This is a genomic window from Paenibacillus sp. YAF4_2, from assembly GCF_052113225.1.
Lineage (GTDB): Bacteria > Bacillota > Bacilli > Paenibacillales > Paenibacillaceae > Pristimantibacillus.
The window spans coordinates 120,024-145,630 of the sequence record NZ_JBFRCT010000010.1; the positions used below are offsets into that span (position 1 = coordinate 120,024).

Genomic DNA, 25,607 nt, shown 5'->3' on the forward strand with positions numbered 1-25,607 from the left:
TTTCGCAATGGAGGGTAGTACCTCTAATTGCCTAAGCATGGTTTCTTTTTTATTCTTTTTTGTAGAAGAATCTCGATAATAAGATACCGATGAACCCAAGTCCAATAAATAATATCGCTTTAGCAAGTAAGGATACACTTGGCAAATCCATTAGAATGACCTTCATTAAGGTGAGGAATAACAGGGCAATACCTGTCAGCCTAGCTTGCTTTATCTGCTTTTTCAATCCATATCCAATGACGACAACCGAGTAGGCTACCCATACCGTTGATACTAAAAGATGCTGGGCATTTGTGCTGAAGTCTTTTGTTAATAGATTGGTTAACTCAGTAAGGAAGACCAGGAAGGCTAAGCCAATGCCGTACCACAGTAGAATTAGGGTGCTTTTTGTGTTTCTGCCCAATTCGAAGTGATAAACCAGTCTAATTAAGCCACCTAACGTTCCAAGTAATACGATCCAAATGAGCATTTCAACTGAGATAATGCTGTCCAGGTTTCCTGTTACCGTATTGATTCCAATCAAGCATCCTAGTACATAGATCAGAATACCGTTCATTTTTTGCAATAAGGACTTCACAACGAATCCAAGCCATAATGCCGCAATACCCTCAAGTAATAAGACGACTGGTAAAGCTTCTGAGCCGAGGAGATTAGCCAGGCAGAATAATAGTGCATAGCTTGTGATTGTAAGGGTGTAGGGCACTTTACCTTTGTGCTCTGCTTTCCTCCAAAACCAAACGGTTAATAAGGCGTATACAACAAACATGATTAGCATGACAACGTTAAATAGCAGGTCTGAATAGGATAATTTAAACCAGAGCGCAGTCAATGCAAAGCTGGGAACAAGCATTCTAAGTTGATGGCTCATGATTGTGGTTTTCGAGAATATGGAGAGAAGCAATACGATTTGCTGGACAAGTACTCCTATAGCAACAACTCGTTCATTCCCGTCGGCAATTAACTGGTAGATCGCTAACGCAACCTGAAGTAATACAAAGGATTGATAGAATAGGGCAGCAAATTTACTTTTTATCGCGTAAACCATAAAGCTAATGAATACCACAGATTCGTAAGTGACAAAGAATAAGACTGATGGATGATCGCTATCCAGTAAGAATGGGGTCAACACGCCTGCTGCGCTCGCCAACACAGCGAGAGGCTGGGATTTCAGGCTGTTAGAGAACACGACTCCTACTATGACAAACAATACATTTAGAATTAAGGCCACGGGTACACTCATTAGCTCATATAAGCTATGGGCTGCAAATGTGGTGAGCATACCTATCGCGATGGAGCCCCCTAATAGTACTTGCGAGAGCAGAGGCCGCTTAGCCTTCTGCTGTCTGAATCCCATGAATATAAAAACTCCGACAGCCAAATACCCAATAACACAGCGCATGGACTCCGTTATGAAGCCGCCATCAACGGCAGCTTTGAATCCCCAGATCATCCCGATAAGAAGCACGAACAAAAAGATTCTTGGCAGCCATACCCTTGCAATAAGATGCTCCCAATCGGTTTCTTTTTTGATTTTCTGCTGTTGTGCAGGACGAACGACAACGTCATGTGGAGCCTTCTTTAAATGATCGGTACGTATTGGTGTTGGTGAGAAAGGTCCATTAGCAGGAAGTCTGCTCTGTTTCAATTCCGTTATTTCTTGTTCGAGCTCCGTAATCCTTGCTTCTAATTTACTTACTCGCTCATCAAGTTCCAAGTATGCAGCCAGCCCCTTTTTACTGAAAATGTGCAATTATTGAACATTATTCATTATAGGAAGTATTTTACTTGTCTGATTCATGGAGCGTCAATGACAAACGACATTATCGCCCAAGTCAGAAGCCTCTGTTATAATGGGGTCAAGAAAGGGGCTGCGTTATTTTTATGTCGCCTAGGAACGTAGAGAGGGACCTCCTGCAACGAGAGAAAAGAATTAATCACATTCTTGACTCAGCTCTTGAGATTATCGCGGTTAAAGGCATCGGATCGGTGAGTATTAACGACATTGTGGCCGCAGCGGGCATTAGTATTGGCAATATGTATCACTATTTTAAGTCCAAGGATGAGATTATAAGCGAGATTCTGCGAAGAGGACAAACCGGATACGGTGAGCATGTCACCCAAATCGCCAGCCAAGAGGGAACGGCATTAGACAAGCTGTATCTGCTGTGCGAATCTTGGCTTGCCTTGGACAACAGCTGGGCTTACACGATTCTCATTCACACAGCGCGCCTCTCGGATGCTTCCTCTGAAGAGATTCGGAAGGCTGTAACAGAACGCTTCACGAACAATCTTGGTCCGGTAGCGGCTGTCATGGAGCAGGGACAACAAGAGGGGCTTATTGTAAATGGTGATCCGCTGGAGCTTGCCTATTATTTCGTAAGCTTAATTCAGGGCCTGACTCTTCAGAAAATGCCGGGCGCAGAAGTGCCAATCCTTGCGCGGGCAAGCTCGATTGTTGCTTTATTTGCCGCCAATAAAAACAGGTGATCTTACATAGATGTTAGCGAGTTATGCGGCTGCGCAGAGCTCGCTTTTTATTGCACCAAGAAATGGTTGACAACTAATAGAGGCCACTGCTACAATTTAGCCATCAACAAACCGAGCGATAATTCGGTTTGTAACAAATGTACGCCAAGAGATCGACTGGACGGCCAGAGATTAGCTAAGGGTACAATGACGAGGGCTTAGCCCCATTTTTTTTAATTATAATCCCGAGTAAAGCGGTATGAAAAATTAAGTTTATATTGGAGGCTGTATCTCATGCTGACTATTGAACGGTTGAACAAAACGTTTGCCGCTCCTGCAGGACCGGTTGTCGCGTTAAGCAATATTCGGCTTCAGGTGGAGCGTGGGCAATTTATTACCTTTATCGGGCCAAGCGGCTGCGGCAAGAGTACATTGCTCAAGATCGTAGCGGGGCTGGATACAGCCTATGAAGGAACGGTTGAATTAAACGGCAAGGCGATTACGGGACCGGGAGTGGATAAAGGCTTTATTTTTCAAGAGCCAAGATTGTTCCCCTGGCTAACTGTAGAGAAAAACATCGCTGCCAATTTGTCGCTGGGCAATGCGCAGGTTCGCCGTCAAGTCGATGAGCTGATTGAGCTGGTTCGTCTGAAAGGATTTGAGAAGGCTTATCCGAAGGAGTTGTCGGGCGGGATGGCTCAGCGGGTTGCAATTGCAAGAGCACTGCTCCGCAAGCCGGAGGTTCTGCTGCTCGACGAGCCTTTTGGAGCGCTTGATGCTTTTACCCGCACCCATATGCAGGAGGCGCTGCTGGATATCTGGCAGAACAGTAAGACGACGATGTTGTTTGTAACACATGACTTGGACGAAGCGGTGTTCCTCGGAGAGAAAGTCGTTATTATGAATCCTCGTCCTGGTCACATCCGCAACGTAATGAACGTTGATCTTCCCTACCCGCGCTCACGCACTGGGTCTTCCTTCCAGGAGCTTCGCTCCAAGGTACTAGGTGAGTTCGAAAAAGTAGAGCAGCCACCTCTGCTCGATCACGGAGCCGGCATTTAACCGGTATGCATAAACCATTAAACGGTCTTGAAGGAGATGCGAAATAGATGAGAAAAAAATACGGTTTCATTACGGCGATACTTACATTGGTGTTAATCGTAGCGGGCTGCGGCAACTCCAATAACAACGCAGGCAGCAATAATAAACCTGCTGAATCTGCAGGTGCTTCAGCCAATACGGAAGGGAATGCTTCCAATGCTCCGGCTTCCTACGATGGAGTAACCGTAAAAATTGGTGTTCAGGGCAAAGGCGGGCTGTTCGGTAAGGCACAAGAAGCAAAATGGTTCGAGAGTGCATTTGAAGAGCTGGGAGCTAAAGTGGAGTGGGTGGAGTTCCAGAGTGGTCCTCCAATGATTGAAGCGATGGCTTCCAATCATCTGGATTTTGCCGGAATGGGCAATATGCCGCCGGTTTCCGCGCAAGCGGCTGGCATTGATTTTACAATTATCTCGCAAATATTGGACGGTAAAAACAACGTAGCTATCATTGTACCAACGGACAGTGATATTAAGACGATTGCCGATCTTAAGGGCAAGAAGGTAGCTGTTACGAAGGGGAGTAATGCTTACAACTTCCTCTATCGCGTGCTTGATAAGGCAGGCCTGAAGCATTCGGATATTCAAGAAATTCAATTGCAGCCTGATGAGACACAGCCTTCCTTCGAAGGCGGCAAGGTGGATGCTTGGGCAGTATGGGATCCGTACATCTCCTTGAATACGCTCAGCGGCAAAGCCCGCGTGCTGGCTGATGGCGAGAGCGAAGGCGTATTGTCCCCATCGTTCCAATTGGTTCGTTCTGATTTTGCGAAGAAGTATCCAGATCTTGTGACGTTGTATCTCAAAACGTTTGAGCAAGCACGTCAGTGGGAAGCGGATAATCAAGAGGAAGCGTTCAAACGTTATGCCGATGAGCGCAGCATTCCGCTTGAGCTGGTGAAAGGCATCCAAACCCGTTCGACGATGATTAATATCCCGGTGAGTGATGAGACCATTGCAGATCAGCAAAAGACGGCTGACTTCCAATATGAATTAGGAACCATTCGTAAACAGATTAAAGTTGCAGACGTATTCGACAATCAATATATCGAAAAAGCGTTGAAGTAAAGAAGAGGTGCACTCATGCAGATAACGAGGAATAAGCTTGCGTTTCGTGCTATTCATTTTCTGATCGGAATGATAGTTCCGCTGGCGGTGCTGGTCATCTGGCAGATCGCATCCTCAAGCGGTTGGGTAAATGCTGTACTGATCCCGCCTCCAAAGGACATTGTGAATGAGTTCGGACGGATGCTCTCCTCGGGCGAGCTGCTGACCAACCTTCGCGTCTCGGCAGGGAGGGCGGCACTTGGTTTCTTAATTGGCGGCGGACTAGGCTTGGCAGCCGGATTATGGGTAGGCTTCTCGCTCAAAGCCGAGCGGCTGCTCGATCCGTCGCTGCAGCTTCTCCGGACATTGCCTCACTTAGCCGTGGCACCGCTGTTTATTTTATGGTTTGGCTTCGGCGAGACCTCCAAGATTCTTCTCATTGCTAAAGGGGCGTTCTTCCCTCTTTATGTGAATGCGTTTCTGGGCGTTCGTTCGGTGGATCGTAATTTGTTTGATGTGGCACGAGTATTGGAATTTACGAGATGGCAGACGATTACGAAGCTGATTCTCCCTGCCTCCCTTCCTTCTCTTTTCCTCGGGATTCGGCTCTCCATAGCGGTAAGCTGGCTTGGTTTGGTCGTGGCGGAGATGATGGGCTCAAGCTCCGGAATCGGATACATCATTAACGATGCACGTTCCTTCTCACTGACATCCGTTATTTTCGTGGGCATCATTGTTTTCGCGGTTGTTGGTAAGGTGACCGATTGGCTGGTGAGGATAGCGGAGAAAAGACTTTTACGCTGGCGGGATTCCTTAGGCGGAGAGGGGTAATCAAATGAGCACAAATGATGTGACATTAGGCGCAAAAGCTGGCGGGAAGCAAACAACAATGAACCAAAAACGCTGGACGGGGCTGCCTTACTGGCTGCATGGCTGGGTACTTCCTGTTATTATTCTTGCTTTGTGGGAGGCGGCATCGGCACTCGGACTGGTATCCGATTCAGCGTTACCGGCACCCTCACGAATTGCGGAGGCATTTTGGAAATTGTGCCTGAACGGTGATATGGCAAAGCATCTTTCTACAAGTGCCATTCGAGCGGGTGGAGGCTTCCTGCTTGGCGGTGCTACAGGATTGCTGCTAGGTGTATTCACCGGCCTTGGCAAATGGGCAGAGAGCACGCTTGATCCTAGCATTCAAATGCTGCGGACGGTTCCTTTGCTCGCGGTGATCCCGTTGTTTATTCTTTGGTTCGGAGTGGGCGAATTCTCAAAAATACTGCTCATTGCGCTGGGTTCCTTCTTCCCTCTCTATTTCCACACCCATCTTGGTGTTCGCACGGCTGATCGAAAGCTGTATGAGGTTACCCGCATACTGCAATACTCCAAGCTTCAACTGCTCACCAAGCTGATTATTCCTGCGGCACTGCCAAACATTCTGCTGGGCATCCGGTTATCGGTCGGGGCTTCGTGGCTGCTGCTTGCTGTAGCGGAGATGATGGGCGCAAGCGCTGGGGTCGGCTACATGATTCAGGATGCGCGTGTGTACGCACAGACAGATATCGTCTTTGTTGGCATTATTCTGTTCGCTCTGGTCGGCAAGCTGTCGGATTCGGCAGTACGGCTTGTAGAGAGAAGATGCCTGCGATGGGACAACAATTATAAAGGCTGAATATAGATCGCTTGATGCAAGGACAAATTGATAGCTGGAAAGCGGGGAATAGGCATGACAAGACAACGACAAGGTCAGCTTCATCTAGGTGCGTTTATCTATTTTACCGGGCATCATCATGCCGGCTGGCGCCATCCTGAATCAGGCGTGGAGCAGATGTTCGACATTAATTGGTATAAGCAGATTGCTCAAACGGCGGAGAAGGGGAAGTTCGATATGATCTTTTTCGCGGATCTGCTTCACCTCATCTTCCCAAGCCGGGCAGCTGCAGGTATGCTGGATCCAGTAGCTCTGCTGTCTGCTCTGTCGACGGTAACGGAGAAAATAGGTCTGACAGCAACGCTGTCGACGACTTATAACGAGCCTTACAACGCAGCACGTCGGTTCGCTACACTCGACCACCTCAGCGGCGGTCGTGCTGGGTGGAATATCGTTACATCACAAGTAGATACAGAAGCTCGCAACTTCGGCAGAGAGAAGCATCCTGAGCATGCGACGCGCTACGAGATGGCCAAGGAATTTGTCGACGTTGTTACTGCGCTGTGGGACAGCTGGCCGCAGGAGTCGCTCGTTATGAATCGGGCATCGGGAACCTTCGCAGATGAGTCCAAGTTCCGCGCTGCGGATTACAGCGGACAGTTTTATTCCGCTCATGGATTGTTGAACGTGCCGCGCCCACCGCAAGGTTATCCAGTCCTGATTCAGGCGGGATCCTCGGGGCCAGGGCAGGATTTTGCAGCGAGTATCGGCGAGGTGATCTTCACGGCTCAAACCTCACTCGCCTCAGCGCAAAGCTTCTATAGCAGTGTAAACGAGAAGCTCCTTTCTATTGGACGTGAGCGGGGCAGCCTGCTCATTATGCCGGGATTATCTCCGATCCTTGGCTCGACAGTGGAGGAAGCACGCCGCAAGGAGCGGGAGCTGCTCGACCTTATTGATCCGCAGGAAGCGGTAATGATGGTATCCGGTATGCTTCAGACCGACCTCAGCCAATTCCCGGCCGACGAGCCGCTGCCCGACATTCCAGATCCAGTAGAAGCAAGCAATGGCATGAAAAGCCGCGTTCAGCTGATTATGGATCTAGCGCGTAAAGACAACTTGTCCATTATTGAGCTTGGACGAAAACTTCTTGGAGCGCGGGGGCATATGCAGTTTGTTGGTACGCCAGAGCAGCTTGTAGATCTTATGGAAGAGTGGTACGAAGGATACGGCTGCGATGGCTTCAACATTATGCCGCCGGTATTGCCGGGTGATCTGGATGACTTCGTTGAGCACGTTGTTCCCGAGCTTCAGCGCCGCGGGCTGTACCGCGAAGAGTATGAAGGTTCAACGCTCCGGGAGCATTTGGGGTTAGCAAAACCGTCGATCGATCATTTCAAGAAGCTGGCGGCCGGTTTGCAGGTATAAGCTGCGCGGGTTGTTCAGAAGGACTTATACGGAAGAGCACTCCAAATGGGTGCTCTTTTATTTAAGGTAGTCTACTTTCCGGTCCCCGATCAAAACCTTTAGACAACCACACTGCTTAATTATGCTATTATGGCAGTAGTTGATTCTATCGCTATCATTTCTTATGAATGCGCTGTCATTATAACTATTGGATCGAAAGGGGGGGTTCGTTAAGATATGAATTTTATCCTTATGGCAGCGATGTCTTTGGTACCGCTATTTTTAGGAATGGCCTATAAGATGTTGTTTAAAACCAAATTAACGAACGCCATGTTAGTATTTATGGTTTTTATGTGTTTATGGCAAATGGATGTAAGTGTTTTGTACAGTAATGATGTACTCGATCAAGAAAGCATATTTTTTCTGTTTAAGCTTATTCGAATAGGCTCTATTATGCTTCCCTTGGCTTTTTTATACGTTGGATATGTCACGTTAAAGTATTTGATAAGTGAACAAGTAAAGTGGATGAACTGGATTATTAATAAATACACGTTATGCGTTTATGGGGCGTGGTCAATATTTATTTACATAATAAATTGGACGAGTTATGGTGTAACAGGGCTAAAAACGATCGTGGGAGGCACAAGCGTCCTTTACCCTATCTACGGTGAATGGGGTTACTTATTTACAAACCATATCAAACTGCTCATTGTGAGTATTCTGCTAACGCTCATTTCGAGCAGAAAAGTAACGGATAAATATTTGAGAAGTTTTCTGACTCTATTTAGTTTGACGTTTCTGTTCACCTATATGATTGGTGTATTAAATCTGCAGGCGGGAACCTTTATTTATTCCAGTCAAATTGCGGTCATGATTTTTTCTATATTTATTTTCTTTATTTTCGTTCGTGTGAGCACCAAGATGATAAGAGAAACGACGCAGATCTTAAAAAGAAAAGAAAAAGAAGAACAAATCGCAATTACCACTTCCGGATTAATACATGAAATAAGCAGTCCTCTAACTGTTGTAAACGGCTATACGGCACTGTTAGCGCATAATGACCAATTGGATTCAAAAGCAAAAGGGATGGTTAGTCAAATTACGGTTGCCGGCTCCCATATGAACAGCATCATTACAAATTACAATCAATTTATAAAAAGCGGCAAAATCAATAGAGTAGAAACCGACATAATGAAAGTAATAAAAGAATCGATTGCGTTAATGTCTATAAAAATAAAAGAGAAGAACGTACTCATCGATTTGACTGAACATAAAGGTGTTCAATTAAAAATAGATAAAGACAAAATGAGACAAGTCTTTGTGAATGTCATAAACAATAGTATTGAGGCAATGGAAGGGAAAGCGTTAAAAAGAATTGAAATTAGGATCTATAACAAAAATAATGAAAGCAATATCCTATTCTCGGATACTGGAGCAGGGATATCCCGCGAGGAATGGAATCACATTTTCACACCATTTCATACAACCAAAGAAGCGGGTATGGGCCTGGGATTGTCTATTTCTCAGCGGATCTTAAATTCTCACGGTGGATATATTGAAATAGTAGACAGCAATGAATCAGGCACGGAAATAAAAATTTCTATTCCTTTACTAGATTACGATCGGTTTGACTCTGAGGCGCAGTAATAGCAATATTTGATGCTTATCTAATAACCAAAGGATGTGTCAGCAATGAAACTAGAAGAGGTTATGCAGGAGCTTGAAGCGCTCGGCAAGGAACGAAGCAAAAAGATCTATCAGTCCAATGGTGCGCATGAACCGCTGTTTGGTGTGGCGACGGGGGCAATGAAGCCTCTCTTCCGAAAAATAAAGCTCAACCAGCCATTAGCGGAGGAGCTCTATGCGACAGGCAACTACGATGCGATGTACTTTGCCGGGATAATCGCAGAGCCTAAAGCGATGACGATGGAGGATTTTGAGCTGTGGATCGATGGCGCTTATTTTTATATGTTGTCGGACTTTGTGGTCGCTGTAACCCTGTCAGAATCGGATATTGCACAAGAAGTGTCAGATAAATGGATTGCAAGTAATATCGATCTGAAAATGTCAGCAGGCTGGAGCTGTTACTGCTGGCTGCTTGGTAATCGCCCTGATCGTGAATTCTCCGAAGAGAAGCTTGCCGCTATGCTGGAGCTTGTGAAAAACACGATTCATGATGCCCCTGAGCGGACAAAATACTCGATGAACAATTTCATGTACACGGTGGCAGTGTCCTATCAGCCGCTTCATGAGAAGGCCGTCGAGATCGCGAATGAAGTAGGTCCGGTAGAAGTGAATTCCGGAACAGCTAAAAGCAAGTTTATTCATGCGGCTGTTAATATTCAAAAGGCGGTAGACAGAGGGCGGACTGGCTTCAAACGTAAGCATGTAAGGTGCTAAACCCGAAAATAACTCCCCTAATACGCAATCATTCGAAGAGGTTGATGGCTGAACGATCTGCTTGTCGAATTATATAATTGAGTGTAAGGACAAAAGAAACCACTCCTTGGTTAGGAGTGGTTTCTTTATTGTAAGCTCTACAGCAATTTAACCCGCTGAATCTTGACGGCGCAAGCAGCCGGAACTCGGATATCAAGCTCTGTGAGCTCGGGAGCGGTAACTGTCAGTTCGGTAATCGCACCATTCACGGCTTTCCAGGCTACTTCGATGGATCCGTCCTGCGGCAGAGGGACAATTCCCTTGGCCCAGCTTAAATCGCCGCTTTGCGGTTCTATAAGGACCTTCCTCCAGCCTGGTGCGGCAGGTCTCACTCCCAGTACGTAAGCACCGAGGAAATAGCCGGGTGCAGCAGACCAGGCATGGCAATGGCTGCGGGTCAGATCGTTCTCGTTCGCACGATTCATCGTGGTGTGGCCATACATCTCCCAGCATGTGGTTGCATCGTTATCCAGCATAAATCCGTAGTTTGTTCGAATGTCGTCGAGCATCCATTGCAGGCTGCCATTTGCCATCAACGCTTCGTAATAGAAGAAGGACATAAACGGACTGCCAACCGGTACGAACCCTTCCGGAGTGGCGGTCAAGTAAGCCTTCAGCAATGCCTTGCGTTCTTCATCCGCAACATCCGCGAGGAGTGCCATCACCTGCGTCTGCATGCTGAAGATGGTCGAGTGGCGGCCTCCAGGATGAATGCAGTCAAGATAAGCGCCACGCTCATCGCTCCACAGATGTTCATTAATGGCCGACTTCATTTTAACAGCGATCTCTGCGTAAGGTTTCCCCTGCTCGGGTACCCCCGCTAATGCAGCAATAGCGGCAGCATCCTCCAATACCTTCTTCAACATCACATTCTGATGTGTTACAATCCCGTCATCCGGCTGATCGATTGGCGCCCAATCCAGCAGATTCCAACCTTTCATATCCAGCAGATCATCCGAGTTCAGAAGCTTCAAATAATGATCCAGAGTGAATAGGATGGAAGGAAGCATCTCTGCTGCAAAATCGCGCTTGCCTGTATGCTCGGCATATTCCCGGCAAGCTACAATCCAGAAGAAGGTCCAGTTCGGAATGACACTTGTCCATGCGCTAGGAACCTGGTCACCGTAGAGCGGCGTCTGGAACGCAGAGCCCGGTACCAGTCGAAGGCAGCGCTCTACGATATCCGTTCCCCCGAACGCATAGTAATTGACGAGCGCTTCGTTGCGGCTGTCTCCGACCCAGAAGGTCTGCTCATACGCCGGGCAGTCGACGAAAGTATCCTCCATACAAAGCTTTGTTGTATGCTTCGCAAGGTCCCAAATTCGGCCCAGTCGATCATCCGAGCATTGGAAGCTTCCGATCTCTGGTGCAGGATAGTTGCTTTGAATAAGCCGGACATCTCGAATGTGCACCGGATTCTTGGCACCACGTACAGTGACGATCAGATAACGAAGCCCTCTGCGGACAGGAGAGGCGTAACGCTGGTGGCCTTCCCTCGTCACATAACGAAGCGTATTGTCCAAGCCAAAGGTATGTTGAATATAGGTATCCTTCCGGTATTCAATACCGTACCAATCTATCGTAACGCCAGCCTCGGCCTCCAGCTCGAATGCGAGGAAGCCGCTCCACTCCTTGCCGAAATCGATCATAAATTCCGTATCCGCATGATTGAACACAGGAACGATGGCCGGATCAGAGGAGGCAACCGCAATACGCTGAAGCGAAGCGGGAACAGCATAAGCTTCTGTTTCTCTTTTTGCGAATTGCGGCATAAAGGCATCTTCGCTGTTAGCTAGCAAATGAGGAACAGGTTCAATCGGATAGCCGGTTTCGCGCAGTTCATCAATCGTTGTAATGGAGAACATTCGATCAGCAAACTGATCTCTTGCCGCCTCCCAAGCTGCGAACTTGTCATATTGAACAATATAATCGATACACGTGTAAGAATAAGTAGGGCCGATACGAACAAATGGGGACATCGCTCCGTCTGCCTTGCCGGATTCCACCTCTAGAGGAGAGACCCACTCGATCTCTTTGTCCGAGTCCACCCCTATACGGTTACTATGACCATGTTCGGGGCCATAAACGGTGTATAACAACACATGCTCACCTGCCGGCAAATGAGCGCGAAGGCCAGCAAGAGGTGGATCTCCTTCCATATCCTCAGCGGTATAAACTTGCTCTCCCAGCCTCACAATGCCTAGTCCACCAACGTGGAACATCAGCTTAACCTCGGCTGCTTCTTTTAAGCGCAAAGTTGTCATGAAGGCTCCGCAGAATCGGATATGGTTGGCATTCTCTTCTCCTGGGGTCTTCATCATATGATACGCATCGATAAATGCTGTAAGCTGATACGGGACTACCCGGTTTAACGATATGACACGTGTCGGCAGAACAGGCTCCTCCGTCAAGTAAGGAATATCTCTTGGGTGAAGCCGCACCCACGGCTCCATCCCAGCTGCACCAATGACCTCTGCATGCTGCCATTGAGCATCTGAATACTGCGATGAAGTCCAATCCTCTGCCAGCTTTCTTCCATCGATTCGCTCTGAGAAGGCTAACTGACAGGACATGCGCGAAGTGGCTGGATCCTGCCCTGCGTGCAGAGAGGTACGCCAGTCAGCTCCCGTCTTGGCGAGTGTCATTTCTCTATCCTCCGAGAGTACATCCAGTTGGGCAAGCAATCCTCCCCGACCTCTTAAATAGACGAAGTTAGAGATGCCGTAATGCATCACTTGCACCGCAATCGTATTGACTTCGCCGCGCCGCAGAAGATGCCCCACTTCATGTGCATCATAGAAAATATCCGTGGAATAGTAACGAACGGGACCTCTGCCTACTCTTGTTCCATTGACGTACAGCTCATAACGAGAGTCTGCCGTAATCCATAAGACGGCTTTCGCCAATGCGTCCAAATCGCTTGGACAGGTGAAGGAGGTTCTGAACCAGCGCCACTCGTTACGTGGACTTTCCTCAGTACCTCCCCAAATCCAGCTTGCTTGCCAGGGTGTTTGCTTTTCGATAATAGACATGATTACCCTCCTATGGCTTAATGTTGGTCAGTTAGAAGAAAGCGCTACCAGCCCTTATTATAAATATAGTAATCAATTCATAGAGGAAAAAATAGATCGGATCTCATCGTATAATTGTCCAATATTAATGTAATAGACAGTTTGTACTTCACTCGTATTCCGTCTAAACTTGAATTATAAGAAGAGGTGATGCTAATGGCTCGGAAACGGTATAGCAATTTAGACCCATCAGCGACAGTCAAAACCTTTAAAGAAGTACGTCGCTGGCAAAAGGAACGCAAAGGCAAAGTGAAAGATCTAAGCTACCGAATCGGACAAGCCGAACATAAGCAGCAGGCACTGCTCAGCAGTAACCAAAGTGAGTTGACGATTACCTGGATCGGACATTCCACGTTTCTTGTGCAAATCGCTGGCCTGACGATTGTGACAGATCCTGTATGGGCGAGCCGGATGGGTTTTGCACGGAGACTTGAAGAACCAGGACTTACCTTGGACGAAATTCCTCCGGTCGATGTTATTTTGTTGTCGCACTCGCATTATGACCATCTTCATAAAGGGTCTTTGAGAAAGATCAAAGGTTCACCCGTCGTGCTCGTGCCTGAGGGGCTTGGTTCGATGATGAGGAAACTTATGCGCGGCAAAGAAGTACATGAGCTGCCATGGTGGGGACATGTGAAGATAGGCCCTGTCGAGTTTCATTTTGTACCTGCGCAGCACTGGGTAAGACGTACTCTGACGGATACGAATACGTCCCTTTGGGGCGGATGGGTGATCAAGCGTTCAGAGGAAGAAACGGTCTATTTTGCCGGAGACAGTGGTTATTTCGCAGGATTTAGTGATATTGGAGTGAGGTTCCCAGACATTACGTATGCACTTATGCCGATTGGTGCCTACGAGCCGGAATGGTTTATGGGTGCGCAGCACGTATCGCCGGAGGAAGCTGTACAAGCCTTCGTTGATGTTAGAGCAAAGCAGTTTATCCCTATGCATTACGGAGCATTCCGATTGGCCGATGATACGGCGAAGGAAGCGCTAGATCGTTTGCTTGCAGAGTGGCAGCGAAGAGGCATGGACTCGAATAATCTGAAGCTGTTAAAGCATGGCGAGACGTTATGGCATACGGCAAATGGGCAAAAATGATACAATGAAATATATTGTGATAGCATGTACATGATTTAATGCGCAATTGGGGAGAATCCCACTTGGCAGGAATCGAATAATTTCCAGAGAGCAGGATTAGTTTAAATGACAGTTAATCATACCGAACGTTACCGTTTTAGCGAAGCACCTATATGGAATATTCAGCGGGAATATTATGAAGAAGAAGGACTGAAGGCTTGGAATAACGACCAAGTTCCTCAATATATCACCTGTAATCCAATGATCGGTACGGCCTATGCTGAGATGATATTCGGATTTCTGCAAGACCGTGCAAATAAGGGACATGTCTCTGAGTCTGTGCAGATTGTAGAGCTTGGAGCAGGAGCGGGCCGATTTGCTTTTCACGTGTTACACGAGTTATGTAAGTTAATTGACTATGCAGGGATCCAGCTGCCATCGTTCCGGTATATCATGACGGATTTGGCGATGAACAATGTGGTGGCATGGCAGAAGCATCCCGCTATGCAGTCCTTTATTGCTCGAGGAATGCTTGATTTTGCACGATTTGACGCCGTTCATGACACGGATCTGAAGCTGGCTGTATCGGGCGAGACCATTAGTCAGGGAGATTTGAAACAGCCGTTAGTCATTGTGGCTAACTACTTCTTTGACGGTATTCCGCAAGAGCTGCTGTATGTAGGTGAGGGCAAAATTTATGAAACAGATGTTTCTGTCGAGTATCCGGAGCACAGGGAAGGGCTTAAACCATCCGAATTGCTCCATAAAATATCTTTAAGCTACGAGCATCGCCGGGCGCCGGAGTACGAGGCAGCAACCTACCCATACCGGGAGCTCATAGGCTTCTACCAGGAGCATTTGGAGGATTCCCATATTTTATTCCCAAGCTCCGCATTAACCTGTTTAGATCGTCTTAATCTGTTATCTAAGGCAGGTTATTTATTAATAACTGCAGACAAAGGCGATCACTTGATCGACAACTTTAAATTCGCGGGACCACCGGAGCTGATCCTGCATGGCAGCTTCTCCTTTACGGCGAACTACCATGCTATTCAGCAAGTGTTGGAGAAGCAGGGAGCCATCACGTTATTCCCACCCCATCATTATAAAAATATAAATGTGGGTTGTATGATCAATGTGGATTCCCCTGAGGAATGCCTGCAAACCAGACTAGCTTATCGTCGATTTATTGCGCGATATGGTCCAGATGATTTCTTCAGCTTGAAGGAATTGGTCGATCGTAATATCGATAGCATGGGGATGCAGCAATTCTTAAGCTTCTGGCGCCTAGGCGGATATGATGCGGAATTCTTCATTCAGAGTACAAAGCGGCTCTCTAGTCTACTGCCGGATGCGAATGATGATGAGAAGGAAGATCTCCTAATGGGGATCCACATTATGACATCGTCGTACTATGTTATGGAGCAGCGTTATGATCTTTCTCTTGAAGCTGGACTGGTCCTGTTCGAGATGGAACTGTACGAGGAATCCAAACGGTACTTGGAAATTTCGGTAGAAGAAGACGAGGAAGAGATTGTATCAACTGTATTCTATTGCCTGGCCATCTGCTGCTTCGAGCTGGAGCTCATAGATGAAGCCTTGAATTACACAAGGGAACTGCTCAGACTTGAGCCAGATCATGAAGAGGCATTGGCTTTGATCCAGGGGTTTGAGGCGGAATAGGTTAGTATCATGAACAGGCCGTGACTAGAAAACAACTAGTTGCGGCCTTTTTTGTACCTGTACCCTTTTTGTTCGGCATAGCCAAAAATCTGGTATATAATAGATTGCAAATAAGAGCCAAAGCAGGAAAGGGAGATTGTCATGTCAGTTGGAATATTAGCGCATTTACTTGGAACGATGCCTTATAAGGAATTGGCGGCGAAGACTGCCGCACAAGGGTTTCCCTATGTTCAACTAGCGCTTTCAAAAGCCTTCTCGGATGTGGATGCCAGACTTGGTAAGCTAAGCCCCGGTTTGGCGCAAGAGGTAGGCGGAGCATTTGCGGAGAACGGTGTACGTATTGCAGTACTCGGCTGCTACGCGAGCTTAGTTGATCTAGATGATGAAGTATTTCGGCATAATGTTGACCGATTTAAGGAGCATCTGCGGAACGCAAGGCACTTCGGGGCACCTATTGTGGCGACAGAGGTCGGCGGCGTAACGGATCCGGAACGTCGTGTCGAGCATGTCCAGCGGTTAAACCGTGCTCTTGAGGAGCTGGTCGAAGAGGCTGAGCGATGGGGCGTTACGATTGGGCTGGAAGCCGCTCAGGGACATATGATCGATACGACAGAGACGCTGGCCGAGACAATCGATCGGTTCCCGTCTTCCTGCGTTGGCGTCGTGATGGATCCGTGCAACTTAATGAACCCAGCTCGTTTTGACAATCAGGACCACACTATTCGGGAAGCATTCCGCCTGCTTGGTCCACGTATCGTAAGCGCGCATGTGAAGGACCTGAACCGTGCAGCAGACGGCACTTTGAGGGAAACAGCGGCTGGCTTAGGCGAGCTCAACTATCCGTTATTCTTTGAGCTTCTTGAGCAGTACAAGCCGTATGGCTATGCGACGATGGAAGCGGTAAGCGAATCACAAATGGCAGAGGCAGCACGGTTCGTTCGTGATGGCCGGTTAGCTGCGAGAAAGCTTTAGCCCTTTTTTATAGATACTCATATAGATAAGTCGAGATGGCAAAGTCCTACCTGCAAGAGCAGGTAAGGGCTTTGCCTTTTTGTTTTTGGGCTATTTTACATGTGGGCAAATTGCAGTCATTCACGGGCTTTCTTACGTCTACTAAAAATAATTGGTATCGAATGAAAAATAATGGGGCACTCAGTTGTATTACAAGTGAAAGGAGGTGCTGAGGTGTACAATTCATATGAGCTCAATGAATCTGTGCGAAGGGCCTTGGATCTATATTCGCAGAGCATGATCAAAATCGCCTTTGCTTATTTAAAAAATATAGCCGATGCAGAAGAAGTGACGCAGGAGGTTTTCCTCACTTATTTGCAAAAGCGCCCTGTTTTTGAGAACAGCGAACATGAAAAAGCGTGGTTGATTCGAACGACCATTAATAAAAGCAAAAATATGCTGAAAACCGGATGGTTCAAAAGCAGAAACCCTGTTCCCGAAAACCTGAGCTACCTCCCCAAGGAAGAGAATGAGGTCCTGCAGGCCGTACTCTCCTTGGACAAGAAGTATCGTATTCCGATTCATCTGCATTATTACGAAGGCTATTCGATTCAGGAAATCGCAGTTATTATGCAGGCCAAGTCCGCAACAGTGGGAACATGGCTAGCCAGAGGACGTGTACTCTTAAAAGATAAGATTGGAGGCCTGGAGGATGAAGAAATCTGTCTATAAATCCGCGATGTCCCGTGTGAAAACCAGCGAGGACTTCAAAGAGGCAACCTATCAGAAGTTAATGCTGGAACTTGAGAAAACAACACATACAACTACTATGAATGAGGAGCGGGTAAAAATGGAGAAAACAAGCAAAAGAAAGTTAACGGGTTTGACTGTAGGTCTTGCAGCAGCTGCAATATTGGCGGTTGGTGTTATTTCGATCAATCAAAATCAAAGCAATCCGGCTTCCACACCAACGAATCAAGGGCAGACAGCTGAGGCAACAGCAAAGCCTCCTATTAAGGGTAAAGTAGCCGTTAATATTGATGGCGTTATCTCTGAAGTAAGTGCAGATGGCAAGAGCTTCAAGGTTGGCGATCTTTGGGTAGAAGTAACGGATCAAACGAAGCTGGGAAGCAATGAGCCAACAGCGGAGAAGCCATCCGAAGAGCTGCTGCAAAAGGAGTTCAAAGTTGGTAATATCGTATCCGGCTATACTTCTCAGGATGTGAGCACAGGCAAGGTATCGGCTGATGTGATTTATAACAATATGGCACCTCAGGTTGACAGCGGTGAGAAGCCTGCTACTACAGCTAAAGTACAAGTAAATATTGATGGTGTGATCTCTGAAGTAAGTGCAGACGGCAAAAGCTTCAAAGTTAATGATGTATGGGTGACAGTGACTCCTGACACCATTATGGGCATTGATGGTCCAACAGCGGCGGAACCATCCGATGAGCTGCTGCAAAAGGAATTTAAAGTCGGCAATGTGGTATCCGGCTTTACGACTGAGGATCTCAGCACAGGTAAAGTAAACGCAACACGCATTTACAACAACATGATTCCAAAAAAATAAGGCGGGAGCCATATTTCGACTTTTTTCACGTGAAACATAGCAGGTATTCCTCAAAATTCGCATAATGAAGCAGGCACCGGTATTAAACCCGGTGTCTGCTTTTTTTATTTTCGCATAAAACATTATAATGTTTATTGACCTGAGCGTGAAATCAGTGTAATTTAACATTATAACGTTATAACGAAGAGAGAATGAAGAATGAAGGTGATTCGCATAAAGCACGTATGGCGCAACGTTAAACGAACGGATGGCGAATTAATAGATATCGCCGTCGAGAATGGCATAATTATCGAAGTAACAGGTGCTGGACTCGCAAGTAGCGGGGACGTTGTTATAGATGGCACCGGATTATATGTCTCAAGCGGTTGGATTGATCTGCATGTTCACGCCTTCGCCGAACTTGACCCGTACGGCGATGAAATCGACGAAATCGGCGTCAAGCAAGGGGTAGCGACGATCGTAGATGCGGGTAGCTGCGGCGCGGACCGGATTGGGAACTTGGCGGCAAGCCAGAAACAAGCGATGACAAGCGTACTCGCGCTGCTGAATATCTCGAAGATCGGGCTCTCCCGGATTGATGAACTATCCGATTTAAGCTGGATCGACCGGGAGCACGCGATAGAAACGATTCATAGCTATCCGGACTTTATTGTCGGGTTGAAAGCGAGAATGAGCCGGAGCGTCGTTAAGGAAAGCGGAATTGAGCCGCTTCGGAGGGCTAGAGAAATCGCAGATCGGACGGGCTTGCCGATTATGGTTCATATCGGGTCGGCACCGCCTCGAATCCAGGAGATCTTACCATTATTGAAGAAGAATGATGTTGTAACCCATTATTTGAACGGGAAGAGCAACAATCTGTTCGACCCAGCGGGACAACCGCTGCCGGAGCTCAAGGATGCCATTGGCAAAGGGGTCCGTATGGACGTAGGTCATGGTACCGCCAGCTTCTCGTTTAGGACAGCGGAAGCCGCGAAAGAAAGTGGAATCAGATTCGACACCATCAGCTCAGATATTTACAGAGGCAACCGGCTGGGCGGCCCTGTGTATAGCTTGGCGCATGTCATGTCCAAGTTTTTGCTGCTGGGTTACCCGCTTACAGAGGTGATTGACGCCGTTACGGTTCGGGCGGCCGATTGGCTGAACAAGCCTGAGCTAGGACGTATCAAGGCTGGCGACAAGGCTCATCTCACCTTTTTCACTGTGAGGCAGGAAAAAGCGGAGTTCATCGATTCCGAAGGAGAAGCACGTGTAGGAGATCAATATATTTATGCTAAGGGGGTTTTCGTCAATGGTAGATATGTTGAATGCTAAATATGGATTGAAGCGTGTTATTAACGCAAGCGGACGTATGAGCATCCTTGGTGTGTCGGCGCCAACCGATACCGTTATGGATGCAATGAAGCGCGGCGGGCAAAGCTACGTGGAAATTGCGGATCTCGTAGATAAGGCAGGCGATCATATTGCCGGTATCCTCGGCTCTGAAGCAGCTGTCGTTGTTAACTCAGCTTCCAGCGGCATTGCCCTTTGCGTTGCCGGTATCGTGACGCAGGGCAACCGTCGCAGAAGCGAACGGCTGCACCAAGATCCAATCGAGAAGAATGAAATTCTAATTCTAAAAGGTCATAATGTCCAATACGGTGCTCCAGTTGAGACGATGGTATTCTTAGGCGGAGGCAAGCTCGTTGAAGTCGGTTATGCGAACGAAGGTAAAGCCGAGCATATCGAGGATGCGGTCAGCGATCGTACAGCCGCTATCTTGTATGTGAAATCGCATCATGCGGTACAGAAAAACATGATTTCTGTTGAAGAAGCATGGGCGGTAGCACAGCGCAGCGGCGTTCCGCTTATTGTTGATGCAGCAGCTGAAGAAGATATTCGGAGGTATGTGAAATGCTCTGACCTCGCCATCTATAGCGGCTCCAAGGCAATTGAAGGGCCAACCTCAGGGATTGTTGGCGGCATGCGTAAATATGTGGAGATGGTGAAGGTTCAACTGCATGGCATTGGCCGCAGCATGAAGGTGGGTAAGGAAACGACGTTTGGTCTGCTCCAAGCTCTGGATGAATATCTCGATAAGCCGGATAACAGCGAGCAGGAGAAAGCATCTCTTCAAACCCTTATGCCGCTGAGCGAGCAGCCTGGCGTTCAAGTGACGATTGTGCAGGATGAAGCAGGAAGGGCGATATTCCGGGCCAGAATTCAGATTGATCCGGCAGCGGCAGGCACGACGGCCAAAGAAGTCGTCCATCAGCTGCAAAACGGTGATATTGCTATCTATACGCGTGATTATGGCGTGAAGCAAGGCTACTTCGACATTGATCCGCGTCCACTTCTAGGCGACGATATAGACGTAATCGCAGCTACCATCCGCAAGTTAACAGGAGGCAACTAACATGTCCAATATGAATAAAAGATTGTATAAGAACCGGGCAGCTTTGAATGTACTTTCAAACAGTGTGGACAATGCCAAAGAAGTGTTCGACGCTGCAGAAGGGCATGTACTCGTTGGCGTTCTATCCAAAGACTATCCGACTGTTGAAGCTGCTGTCGAAGCGATGAAGCGTTATGGAGAAGTGATTGAGCAGGCTGTCTCCATTGGGCTTGGAGCAGGAGACAATCGGCAAGCGGCTGTTGTAGCTGAGATTGCGAAATATTATCCGGGAACGCATATCAACCAGGTATTCCCGGCAGTTGGCGCAACTCGTGCTAACTTGAACGGCCAGGAGAGCTGGATCAACAGCCTTGTCTCGCCGACAGGTCAAGTCGGCTACGTAAATATCTCGACTGGTCCCTACAGCGCTGCACAACCAGAGCAAGCTATCGTACCCGTTAAGACCGCTATCGCACTTGTCCGAGACATGGGCGGTAATGCACTCAAGTATTTCCCGATGAACGGATTAAGCCGGGAAGACGAGCTTCGTGCAGTAGCTAAAGCATGTGGTGAAGAAGGGTTTGCGCTTGAGCCTACGGGCGGCATTGACATGGACAACTTCGAGCTAATCTTGCGCATCTCGCTGGAGGCAGGAGTACCGCAGGTCATTCCCCATGTCTACTCGTCGATTATCGACAAGGCGACGGGCAAGACTAACGTCGCAGACGTGCAAGCCCTGCTCGATATAATGAAAAGGCTGGTCGATGCCCATGGTTGATCGTCCTAGCTGTGACCGCCTGACAGTTGCCATATTTGGTGAAGTCATGATGCGTTTGCAGACGCCGGGTTACGAGCTGTTAACCCAGGCAAGCAGCTTGAATTATTCCTTCTCCGGCACAGGTGTTAACGTCGGTTCTGCACTCGCTCGCTTTGGGCATCGTGCGGAGCTTGTTACGGCTCTGCCGGACAATCCGCTTGGAGACGCGGCTTGCGCGTTCGTGAGCAAGCTTGGTTTGTCGACGAACCTCGTCGCACGGTCCGGGGAATACATCGGCATGTATTTCCTGGAGAACGGCTTTGGTGCACGCCCCGGTCGGGTCACTTATTCGGGCCGCCAGGCAAGCAGCTTTAATACGGCGTCCGCCGAGACGTACGATTATGCGGCAATTGCTAAGCGCGTTGATGTTGCACATTTTTGTGGCATTACGCTGGCGATGAACGACCTCGTGCGCAGCCATCTGCTCTCTTTGGCACGGGCGGTCAAGGCGCAAGGCGGCCGAATCGTATTTGATTGCAACTATCGCCCGGCTCATTGGGGAGAAGACGGGTATGCGTTAGCCCGCCCCTTTTATGAAGAGATGCTCTCCTTAGCGGATATCGTCATGATGAATGAGCAGGACGCGATTCGTATCCTCGGCATGCCGACGGAGCAAACAGGCCGTCAGGAGCAGTTAACCGAGCTCATCCCACAAGTCGCAAGCCGTTACAGCATCTCCGTTATTGCAGGAACGCATCGTACGATTAACGTAAACAACACACATACCCTTCAAGGCTATCTATACAAAGACGAATTCTTCTTCGTCGATCCGGTTACGTTTGCTGTTCATGATAGAATCGGTGCAGGCGATGCGTTCGCGAGCGGGATTATTCACGGCGAGCTTAGCGGATTTGAACCGGATTATACGGTCCGCTTCGCGGTTGCAGCCGCTATGCTCGCTCATACGATTACTGGAGATACGCCGATGTCAAGCGAGCGGGATATCATTCGAGCCATGACGGAAGCTGCCCTCGATGTAGAAAGGTAAATCCTTTCTAATTCAAGTTGTTTCATAACCTGCAAGCGGTTGTCCTGTTGATGACAGGCAGTTGTTTGTGGGTTATTTTTAGTGAACGCCTATTCTCCCGCATTACCAATCCTTTTGACCTAAGAAGACCTACTCAATTAGGTACTTTAGCCCCGCATATAAACTTGGAAAATTAATCTATAATGAAGGAAACATTTTTCGATATGAATCGACATATTTTCTCAGAAAAGGTGAGTTGATCTATGTTTTCTCCTTTCCAAAAGAAGAAAGAGCAGCAGCATTCGCGAGAGGATCTTGGGGTAAGGAGGGACTTGGAAGAACCGCAGGAGGAAGTGTCGGTTAATTCAGCTGCATCCGAGATCGTAGAGGAATCATCCGGCTCTATTCTAATAAATAAAGGTCATATGGACAAAAGATCGCTGGACTTGGTATTTGCCGTTGAGCAGATGATTAAAGCCAAACAGCATGTCGAAATGAGCCATAACGACTTGCAGGATCGACTGGGCCATGCAAATGGGCAGATTGATCGATTAAACCGGGACGTAAAGAATCTCGGCAAGGTCATTGAAGAGCGCGAGAAGAGTATTATTGATCTGGAGAAGAGACTAAGCGATAAGAACCTGAAGGTAGACCAGATGATGGATGACTACCGGGAGCTTCATTCCACCTTATCCGGTGAGATTGAGGAGCTGAAAAGCGTTATCGAGCTCGAACGCCAGAACTACGCAGGCCTCTTGCAAAAGCACAATGAGACCACTGCAGATAAGAACAAGAAAATTAATGAGCTGGAAGAGAAGAATACAAGGCTGGAATCCGAGCTTTCTCAAATGAGACAGAAATTCGATGCCCTTCGTCAGGAGAAGGCGCATCTCCTTAACATTGTAAATGACTTTACGAACCGGCTGACGTCTCCGTTTGCACCAAACGCAGGCACTATTGATGGAGGATCATCCGATTAAAGTCATGCCGGGAATGGGAAGAGAAGGACGCACATGGGGATGGAGACATACAGCATACAGGTGATGGAGCTGCTGTCGCTTGAGAGAACTTATGGTGGTTCCTACCAACTAAGAATCGCCGTAACCCAAGAGGACGAGCAGGCTGCATACGTAATCGATATTGATGAGTTTACGTTTCTTGGGCTTGAAGCACTGGGGCCATTACATGGAGACAGGATTCGAATTTCTCCTTACTCCAAATGGGATCCTATCCGAAATACGTTTTATAGTTCCATCATTCGTACCACGGGCAATTCCCGGAATACATTGTACTTTGCATGTAGTGAGGCCTATCTGACTTTAATCAAACAGATCCGGCAAGGTGAACTGCCTCCAGTTCCAACGGAAGAGGAGAAGCAGGAAAGCGCAGTCGAAACCGCGACTGTGAATCCGCCCCAGTTCCTGAGGCAGTACTCGTCACGAATACCTAGGATTGCTGTTGCATTGTTGATTATGGTTGGCTTGCTGGCTATTCTCTCTATCGCAACCGGAGGCAAGGTCGACTCCGCACGTATTCTTGGTGGACAAGTAGCGAAGGCTGAGGTCACCAAGAGTGGTGTGCCGACTGCTCATGTATCCGCATCGTTTAGTGATCTGAACAAATCTGCTGTATCCGATGCTGCAGAGGTTGTGACGGCCGATCAGACCGTAACGACGGAGCAGGATTCGATTCAGCTTAGTGATCATGAAACACAATCAGCCATTAAAGTGATCGACATCACGGAAGAAAAGAAATTTTTCGGATTGCCGAAGGAATATGTCGCTTTAACGTTTGATGACGGACCATCCAAGCTCACGAAAAAGATTGTAGATATTCTCACGGATCAGAAGGTTCCGGCGACCTTTCTATTCATCGGACAAAACGTGAGTCACTATTCGGATGCTGTTACTTATGCAAGTGAGCATGGCATGTCGATCGGGAATCACTCCTGGGATCATAGTGTCCTGACCAAATCGACTCCAGAGGAACAGAGTGAGAACTTGTCCAAGGCAAACCATGCGATTGAATCTCTGACGGGTGCACCTGTCACGTTGTTCCGCCCCCCGTATGGCGCGGTTAACGATGACTTGGTTTCTGCAGCTAAGGGGCAGCAGATGAAGACCCTTCTATGGAACCGGGATCCGGAAGACTGGAATGCCAAGAATCCGGAGGACATTATTCGTTATTTCCATCATGTCGAAGCTGCTGGCGGTATTTATGTGATGCATGAAGACAAGAACACGCTAGAAGCGCTTCCAGCCATTATAAAATATTTAAAAAGCAAGGACTTAACATTTGTTGCGTTTAAATAATCTAACTCTGCTTATATAGTTCGCAGCACAGCACCCGTTTGGGTGCTTTTTTTGTGCTGTGAAAAAAATATTTTTGCGTTAGGATACAGTTATGGAGTTGTCGATCTTGCACGAGTCCATTCGTCGTTTCAATAAGAGGTTGGAGTGAACCAGCTCCTAGGGCCATAATCTGACGTTAAAGGGGTAATAACAATGAAATTCCTATGTTTGGGTTATTTGAATGCGGAGGCAATGGATGCAATCGACAAAGAAGAAATTACTGCAATTATGCAACAGTGTACGCCTCACCTTGAGGAGTTCTATAACAGTGGTCAAGTGATCATAGATGCTGGTCTCGCCTCGGAATCAACAGGTTTGAAGCGGGCAAACGGCAAAGTGAGAGTATTGGACGGTCCCTTTATTGAAACAAAAGAGATGATCGGCAGTGCTTTTCTCATTGAAGCTCAAGACATGGAAGACGCGATACGAATCGCCTCCTTGCATCCAGCTGTGCAGGTAGAAGCGGGGGAGCAGTTTGGGTGGAGGATTGAAATTCGTCCGATTCAATATTTTAAGGGAGAGGATTAAGCGATATGGTCATTCATGCATGCACATACGATGAAATTCAGCACCTTGTTACAGAGTATCTGGAGGGCTTGTCCTCGCCGTTTGAAATCTTAACCGAGACTTAGGTCGTCAAAC

At 47.7% G+C, this 25,607-nt stretch carries 22 protein-coding genes; 20 read left to right on the forward strand and 2 right to left on the reverse strand.

Going from position 1 to position 25,607, the window contains the following annotated elements:
• Positions 1–49: 49 nt before the first annotated feature.
• Positions 50–1,714 carry a DUF2339 domain-containing protein gene (locus AB4Y93_RS22330; protein ID WP_441895197.1) on the reverse strand — a complete coding sequence of 555 codons (1,665 nt, stop codon included), beginning with the start codon at positions 1,712–1,714 and terminating at the stop codon, positions 50–52.
• Positions 1,715–1,881: 167 nt separating this feature from the next.
• On the opposite strand from AB4Y93_RS22330, the gene AB4Y93_RS22335 reads away from it, so the two are divergent.
• The 8 genes from AB4Y93_RS22335 to AB4Y93_RS22370 all read left to right on the forward strand — a co-directional run bounded on the left by AB4Y93_RS22335 (position 1,882) and on the right by AB4Y93_RS22370 (position 10,065).
• Entirely contained in the window at positions 1,882–2,487 is a 606-nt protein-coding gene (locus AB4Y93_RS22335; protein ID WP_441895199.1) for a TetR/AcrR family transcriptional regulator, read from the forward strand.
• A 273-nt stretch (positions 2,488–2,760) separates the two neighbouring features.
• A complete protein-coding gene (locus AB4Y93_RS22340; protein WP_441895201.1) occupies positions 2,761–3,528 on the forward strand; it encodes an ABC transporter ATP-binding protein in 768 nt (255 codons plus the stop codon).
• Between the two features lie 47 nt (positions 3,529–3,575).
• Positions 3,576–4,631 carry an aliphatic sulfonate ABC transporter substrate-binding protein gene (locus tag AB4Y93_RS22345; RefSeq protein WP_441895202.1) on the forward strand — a complete coding sequence of 352 codons (1,056 nt, stop codon included), beginning with the start codon at positions 3,576–3,578 and terminating at the stop codon, positions 4,629–4,631.
• Positions 4,632–4,646: 15 nt separating this feature from the next.
• Positions 4,647–5,441, forward strand: a complete 795-nt coding sequence (locus tag AB4Y93_RS22350; protein WP_441895203.1) for an ABC transporter permease — start codon at positions 4,647–4,649, stop codon at positions 5,439–5,441.
• A 4-nt stretch (positions 5,442–5,445) separates the two neighbouring features.
• Positions 5,446–6,279 (forward strand): ABC transporter permease, encoded by an 834-nt coding sequence (locus AB4Y93_RS22355; RefSeq protein WP_441895205.1) that lies wholly within the window; start codon positions 5,446–5,448, stop codon positions 6,277–6,279.
• 54 nt (positions 6,280–6,333) lie between these two features.
• On the forward strand, positions 6,334–7,686 hold the full coding sequence (locus AB4Y93_RS22360; protein WP_441895207.1) for an LLM class flavin-dependent oxidoreductase: 1,353 nt from the start codon (positions 6,334–6,336) through the stop codon (positions 7,684–7,686).
• Between the two features lie 216 nt (positions 7,687–7,902).
• On the forward strand, positions 7,903–9,312 hold the full coding sequence (locus AB4Y93_RS22365; RefSeq protein ID WP_441895209.1) for a sensor histidine kinase: 1,410 nt from the start codon (positions 7,903–7,905) through the stop codon (positions 9,310–9,312).
• A 45-nt stretch (positions 9,313–9,357) separates the two neighbouring features.
• Positions 9,358–10,065, forward strand: coding sequence for a DNA alkylation repair protein (locus tag AB4Y93_RS22370; RefSeq protein ID WP_441895211.1), 708 nt, complete (start codon positions 9,358–9,360; stop codon positions 10,063–10,065).
• A gap of 137 nt (positions 10,066–10,202) precedes the next feature.
• Here the strand turns inward: AB4Y93_RS22370 and AB4Y93_RS22375 are convergent, their stop codons facing one another.
• The gene (locus AB4Y93_RS22375; protein WP_441895213.1) at positions 10,203–13,136 is read right to left on the reverse strand and encodes a family 78 glycoside hydrolase catalytic domain; all 2,934 of its coding nucleotides are present in this window, start codon (positions 13,134–13,136) and stop codon (positions 10,203–10,205) included.
• A 195-nt stretch (positions 13,137–13,331) separates the two neighbouring features.
• Here AB4Y93_RS22375 and AB4Y93_RS22380 point away from each other — a divergent pair, with 195 nt between their 5' ends.
• The 12 genes from AB4Y93_RS22380 (at position 13,332) to AB4Y93_RS22435 (ending at position 25,493) form a co-directional block, all read left to right on the forward strand.
• A complete protein-coding gene (locus AB4Y93_RS22380) occupies positions 13,332–14,276 on the forward strand; it encodes an MBL fold metallo-hydrolase (protein WP_441895215.1) in 945 nt (314 codons plus the stop codon).
• Between the two features lie 105 nt (positions 14,277–14,381).
• Positions 14,382–15,938, forward strand: coding sequence for a tetratricopeptide repeat protein (locus AB4Y93_RS22385; RefSeq protein ID WP_441895217.1), 1,557 nt, complete (start codon positions 14,382–14,384; stop codon positions 15,936–15,938).
• 141 nt (positions 15,939–16,079) lie between these two features.
• Entirely contained in the window at positions 16,080–16,910 is an 831-nt protein-coding gene (locus AB4Y93_RS22390; protein ID WP_441895219.1) for a sugar phosphate isomerase/epimerase family protein, read from the forward strand.
• 213 nt (positions 16,911–17,123) lie between these two features.
• A complete protein-coding gene (locus tag AB4Y93_RS22395) occupies positions 17,124–17,621 on the forward strand; it encodes a sigma-70 family RNA polymerase sigma factor (RefSeq protein WP_167281426.1) in 498 nt (165 codons plus the stop codon).
• Entirely contained in the window at positions 17,602–18,459 is an 858-nt protein-coding gene (locus AB4Y93_RS22400; protein WP_441895221.1) for a DUF5666 domain-containing protein, read from the forward strand. Before AB4Y93_RS22395 ends, AB4Y93_RS22400 begins: the two co-directional genes overlap by 20 nt.
• A gap of 207 nt (positions 18,460–18,666) precedes the next feature.
• Positions 18,667–19,770, forward strand: a complete 1,104-nt coding sequence (locus tag AB4Y93_RS22405; protein ID WP_441895508.1) for an amidohydrolase/deacetylase family metallohydrolase — start codon at positions 18,667–18,669, stop codon at positions 19,768–19,770.
• Positions 19,748–20,851, forward strand: coding sequence for a DgaE family pyridoxal phosphate-dependent ammonia lyase (locus AB4Y93_RS22410; protein WP_441895223.1), 1,104 nt, complete (start codon positions 19,748–19,750; stop codon positions 20,849–20,851). The genes AB4Y93_RS22405 and AB4Y93_RS22410 overlap by 23 nt, the downstream gene beginning before the upstream one ends.
• Position 20,852: 1 nt before the next feature.
• Positions 20,853–21,608: a 2-dehydro-3-deoxy-phosphogluconate aldolase gene (dagF, locus tag AB4Y93_RS22415; protein ID WP_441895225.1), complete on the forward strand. Its 756-nt coding sequence runs from the start codon at positions 20,853–20,855 to the stop codon at positions 21,606–21,608.
• The gene (locus tag AB4Y93_RS22420) at positions 21,601–22,635 is read left to right on the forward strand and encodes a sugar kinase (protein WP_441895227.1); all 1,035 of its coding nucleotides are present in this window, start codon (positions 21,601–21,603) and stop codon (positions 22,633–22,635) included. The genes dagF and AB4Y93_RS22420 overlap by 8 nt, the downstream gene beginning before the upstream one ends.
• Before the next feature lie 242 nt (positions 22,636–22,877).
• Positions 22,878–23,594 (forward strand): hypothetical protein, encoded by a 717-nt coding sequence (locus tag AB4Y93_RS22425; protein WP_441895229.1) that lies wholly within the window; start codon positions 22,878–22,880, stop codon positions 23,592–23,594.
• A gap of 33 nt (positions 23,595–23,627) precedes the next feature.
• Complete coding sequence (locus tag AB4Y93_RS22430) at positions 23,628–24,926, forward strand: polysaccharide deacetylase family protein (RefSeq protein ID WP_441895231.1); 1,299 nt, start codon at positions 23,628–23,630, stop codon at positions 24,924–24,926.
• A gap of 192 nt (positions 24,927–25,118) precedes the next feature.
• Positions 25,119–25,493 carry a YciI family protein gene (locus tag AB4Y93_RS22435; protein WP_441895233.1) on the forward strand — a complete coding sequence of 125 codons (375 nt, stop codon included), beginning with the start codon at positions 25,119–25,121 and terminating at the stop codon, positions 25,491–25,493.
• The last annotated feature ends 114 nt before the right edge of the window (positions 25,494–25,607 follow it).

Bases quoted from the DNA above. Each gene is read 5' to 3' on its own strand.
- AB4Y93_RS22335 (WP_441895199.1), top strand. From the start codon at position 1,882: ATGTCGCCTAGGAACGTAGAGAGGGACCTCCTGCAACGAGAGAAAAGA.
- AB4Y93_RS22340 (WP_441895201.1), top strand. From the start codon at position 2,761: ATGCTGACTATTGAACGGTTGAACAAAACGTTTGCCGCTCCTGCAGGA.
- AB4Y93_RS22345 (WP_441895202.1), top strand. From the start codon at position 3,576: ATGAGAAAAAAATACGGTTTCATTACGGCGATACTTACATTGGTGTTA.
- AB4Y93_RS22350 (WP_441895203.1), top strand. From the start codon at position 4,647: ATGCAGATAACGAGGAATAAGCTTGCGTTTCGTGCTATTCATTTTCTG.
- AB4Y93_RS22355 (WP_441895205.1), top strand. From the start codon at position 5,446: ATGAGCACAAATGATGTGACATTAGGCGCAAAAGCTGGCGGGAAGCAA.
- AB4Y93_RS22360 (WP_441895207.1), top strand. From the start codon at position 6,334: ATGACAAGACAACGACAAGGTCAGCTTCATCTAGGTGCGTTTATCTAT.
- AB4Y93_RS22365 (WP_441895209.1), top strand. From the start codon at position 7,903: ATGAATTTTATCCTTATGGCAGCGATGTCTTTGGTACCGCTATTTTTA.
- AB4Y93_RS22370 (WP_441895211.1), top strand. From the start codon at position 9,358: ATGAAACTAGAAGAGGTTATGCAGGAGCTTGAAGCGCTCGGCAAGGAA.
- AB4Y93_RS22375 (WP_441895213.1), bottom strand. From the start codon at position 13,136: ATGTCTATTATCGAAAAGCAAACACCCTGGCAAGCAAGCTGGATTTGG.
- AB4Y93_RS22380 (WP_441895215.1), top strand. From the start codon at position 13,332: ATGGCTCGGAAACGGTATAGCAATTTAGACCCATCAGCGACAGTCAAA.
- AB4Y93_RS22385 (WP_441895217.1), top strand. From the start codon at position 14,382: ATGACAGTTAATCATACCGAACGTTACCGTTTTAGCGAAGCACCTATA.
- AB4Y93_RS22390 (WP_441895219.1), top strand. From the start codon at position 16,080: ATGTCAGTTGGAATATTAGCGCATTTACTTGGAACGATGCCTTATAAG.
- AB4Y93_RS22400 (WP_441895221.1), top strand. From the start codon at position 17,602: ATGAAGAAATCTGTCTATAAATCCGCGATGTCCCGTGTGAAAACCAGC.
- AB4Y93_RS22410 (WP_441895223.1), top strand. From the start codon at position 19,748: ATGGTAGATATGTTGAATGCTAAATATGGATTGAAGCGTGTTATTAAC.
- dagF (WP_441895225.1), top strand. From the start codon at position 20,853: ATGTCCAATATGAATAAAAGATTGTATAAGAACCGGGCAGCTTTGAAT.
- AB4Y93_RS22420 (WP_441895227.1), top strand. From the start codon at position 21,601: ATGGTTGATCGTCCTAGCTGTGACCGCCTGACAGTTGCCATATTTGGT.
- AB4Y93_RS22425 (WP_441895229.1), top strand. From the start codon at position 22,878: ATGTTTTCTCCTTTCCAAAAGAAGAAAGAGCAGCAGCATTCGCGAGAG.
- AB4Y93_RS22430 (WP_441895231.1), top strand. From the start codon at position 23,628: ATGGGGATGGAGACATACAGCATACAGGTGATGGAGCTGCTGTCGCTT.
- AB4Y93_RS22435 (WP_441895233.1), top strand. From the start codon at position 25,119: ATGAAATTCCTATGTTTGGGTTATTTGAATGCGGAGGCAATGGATGCA.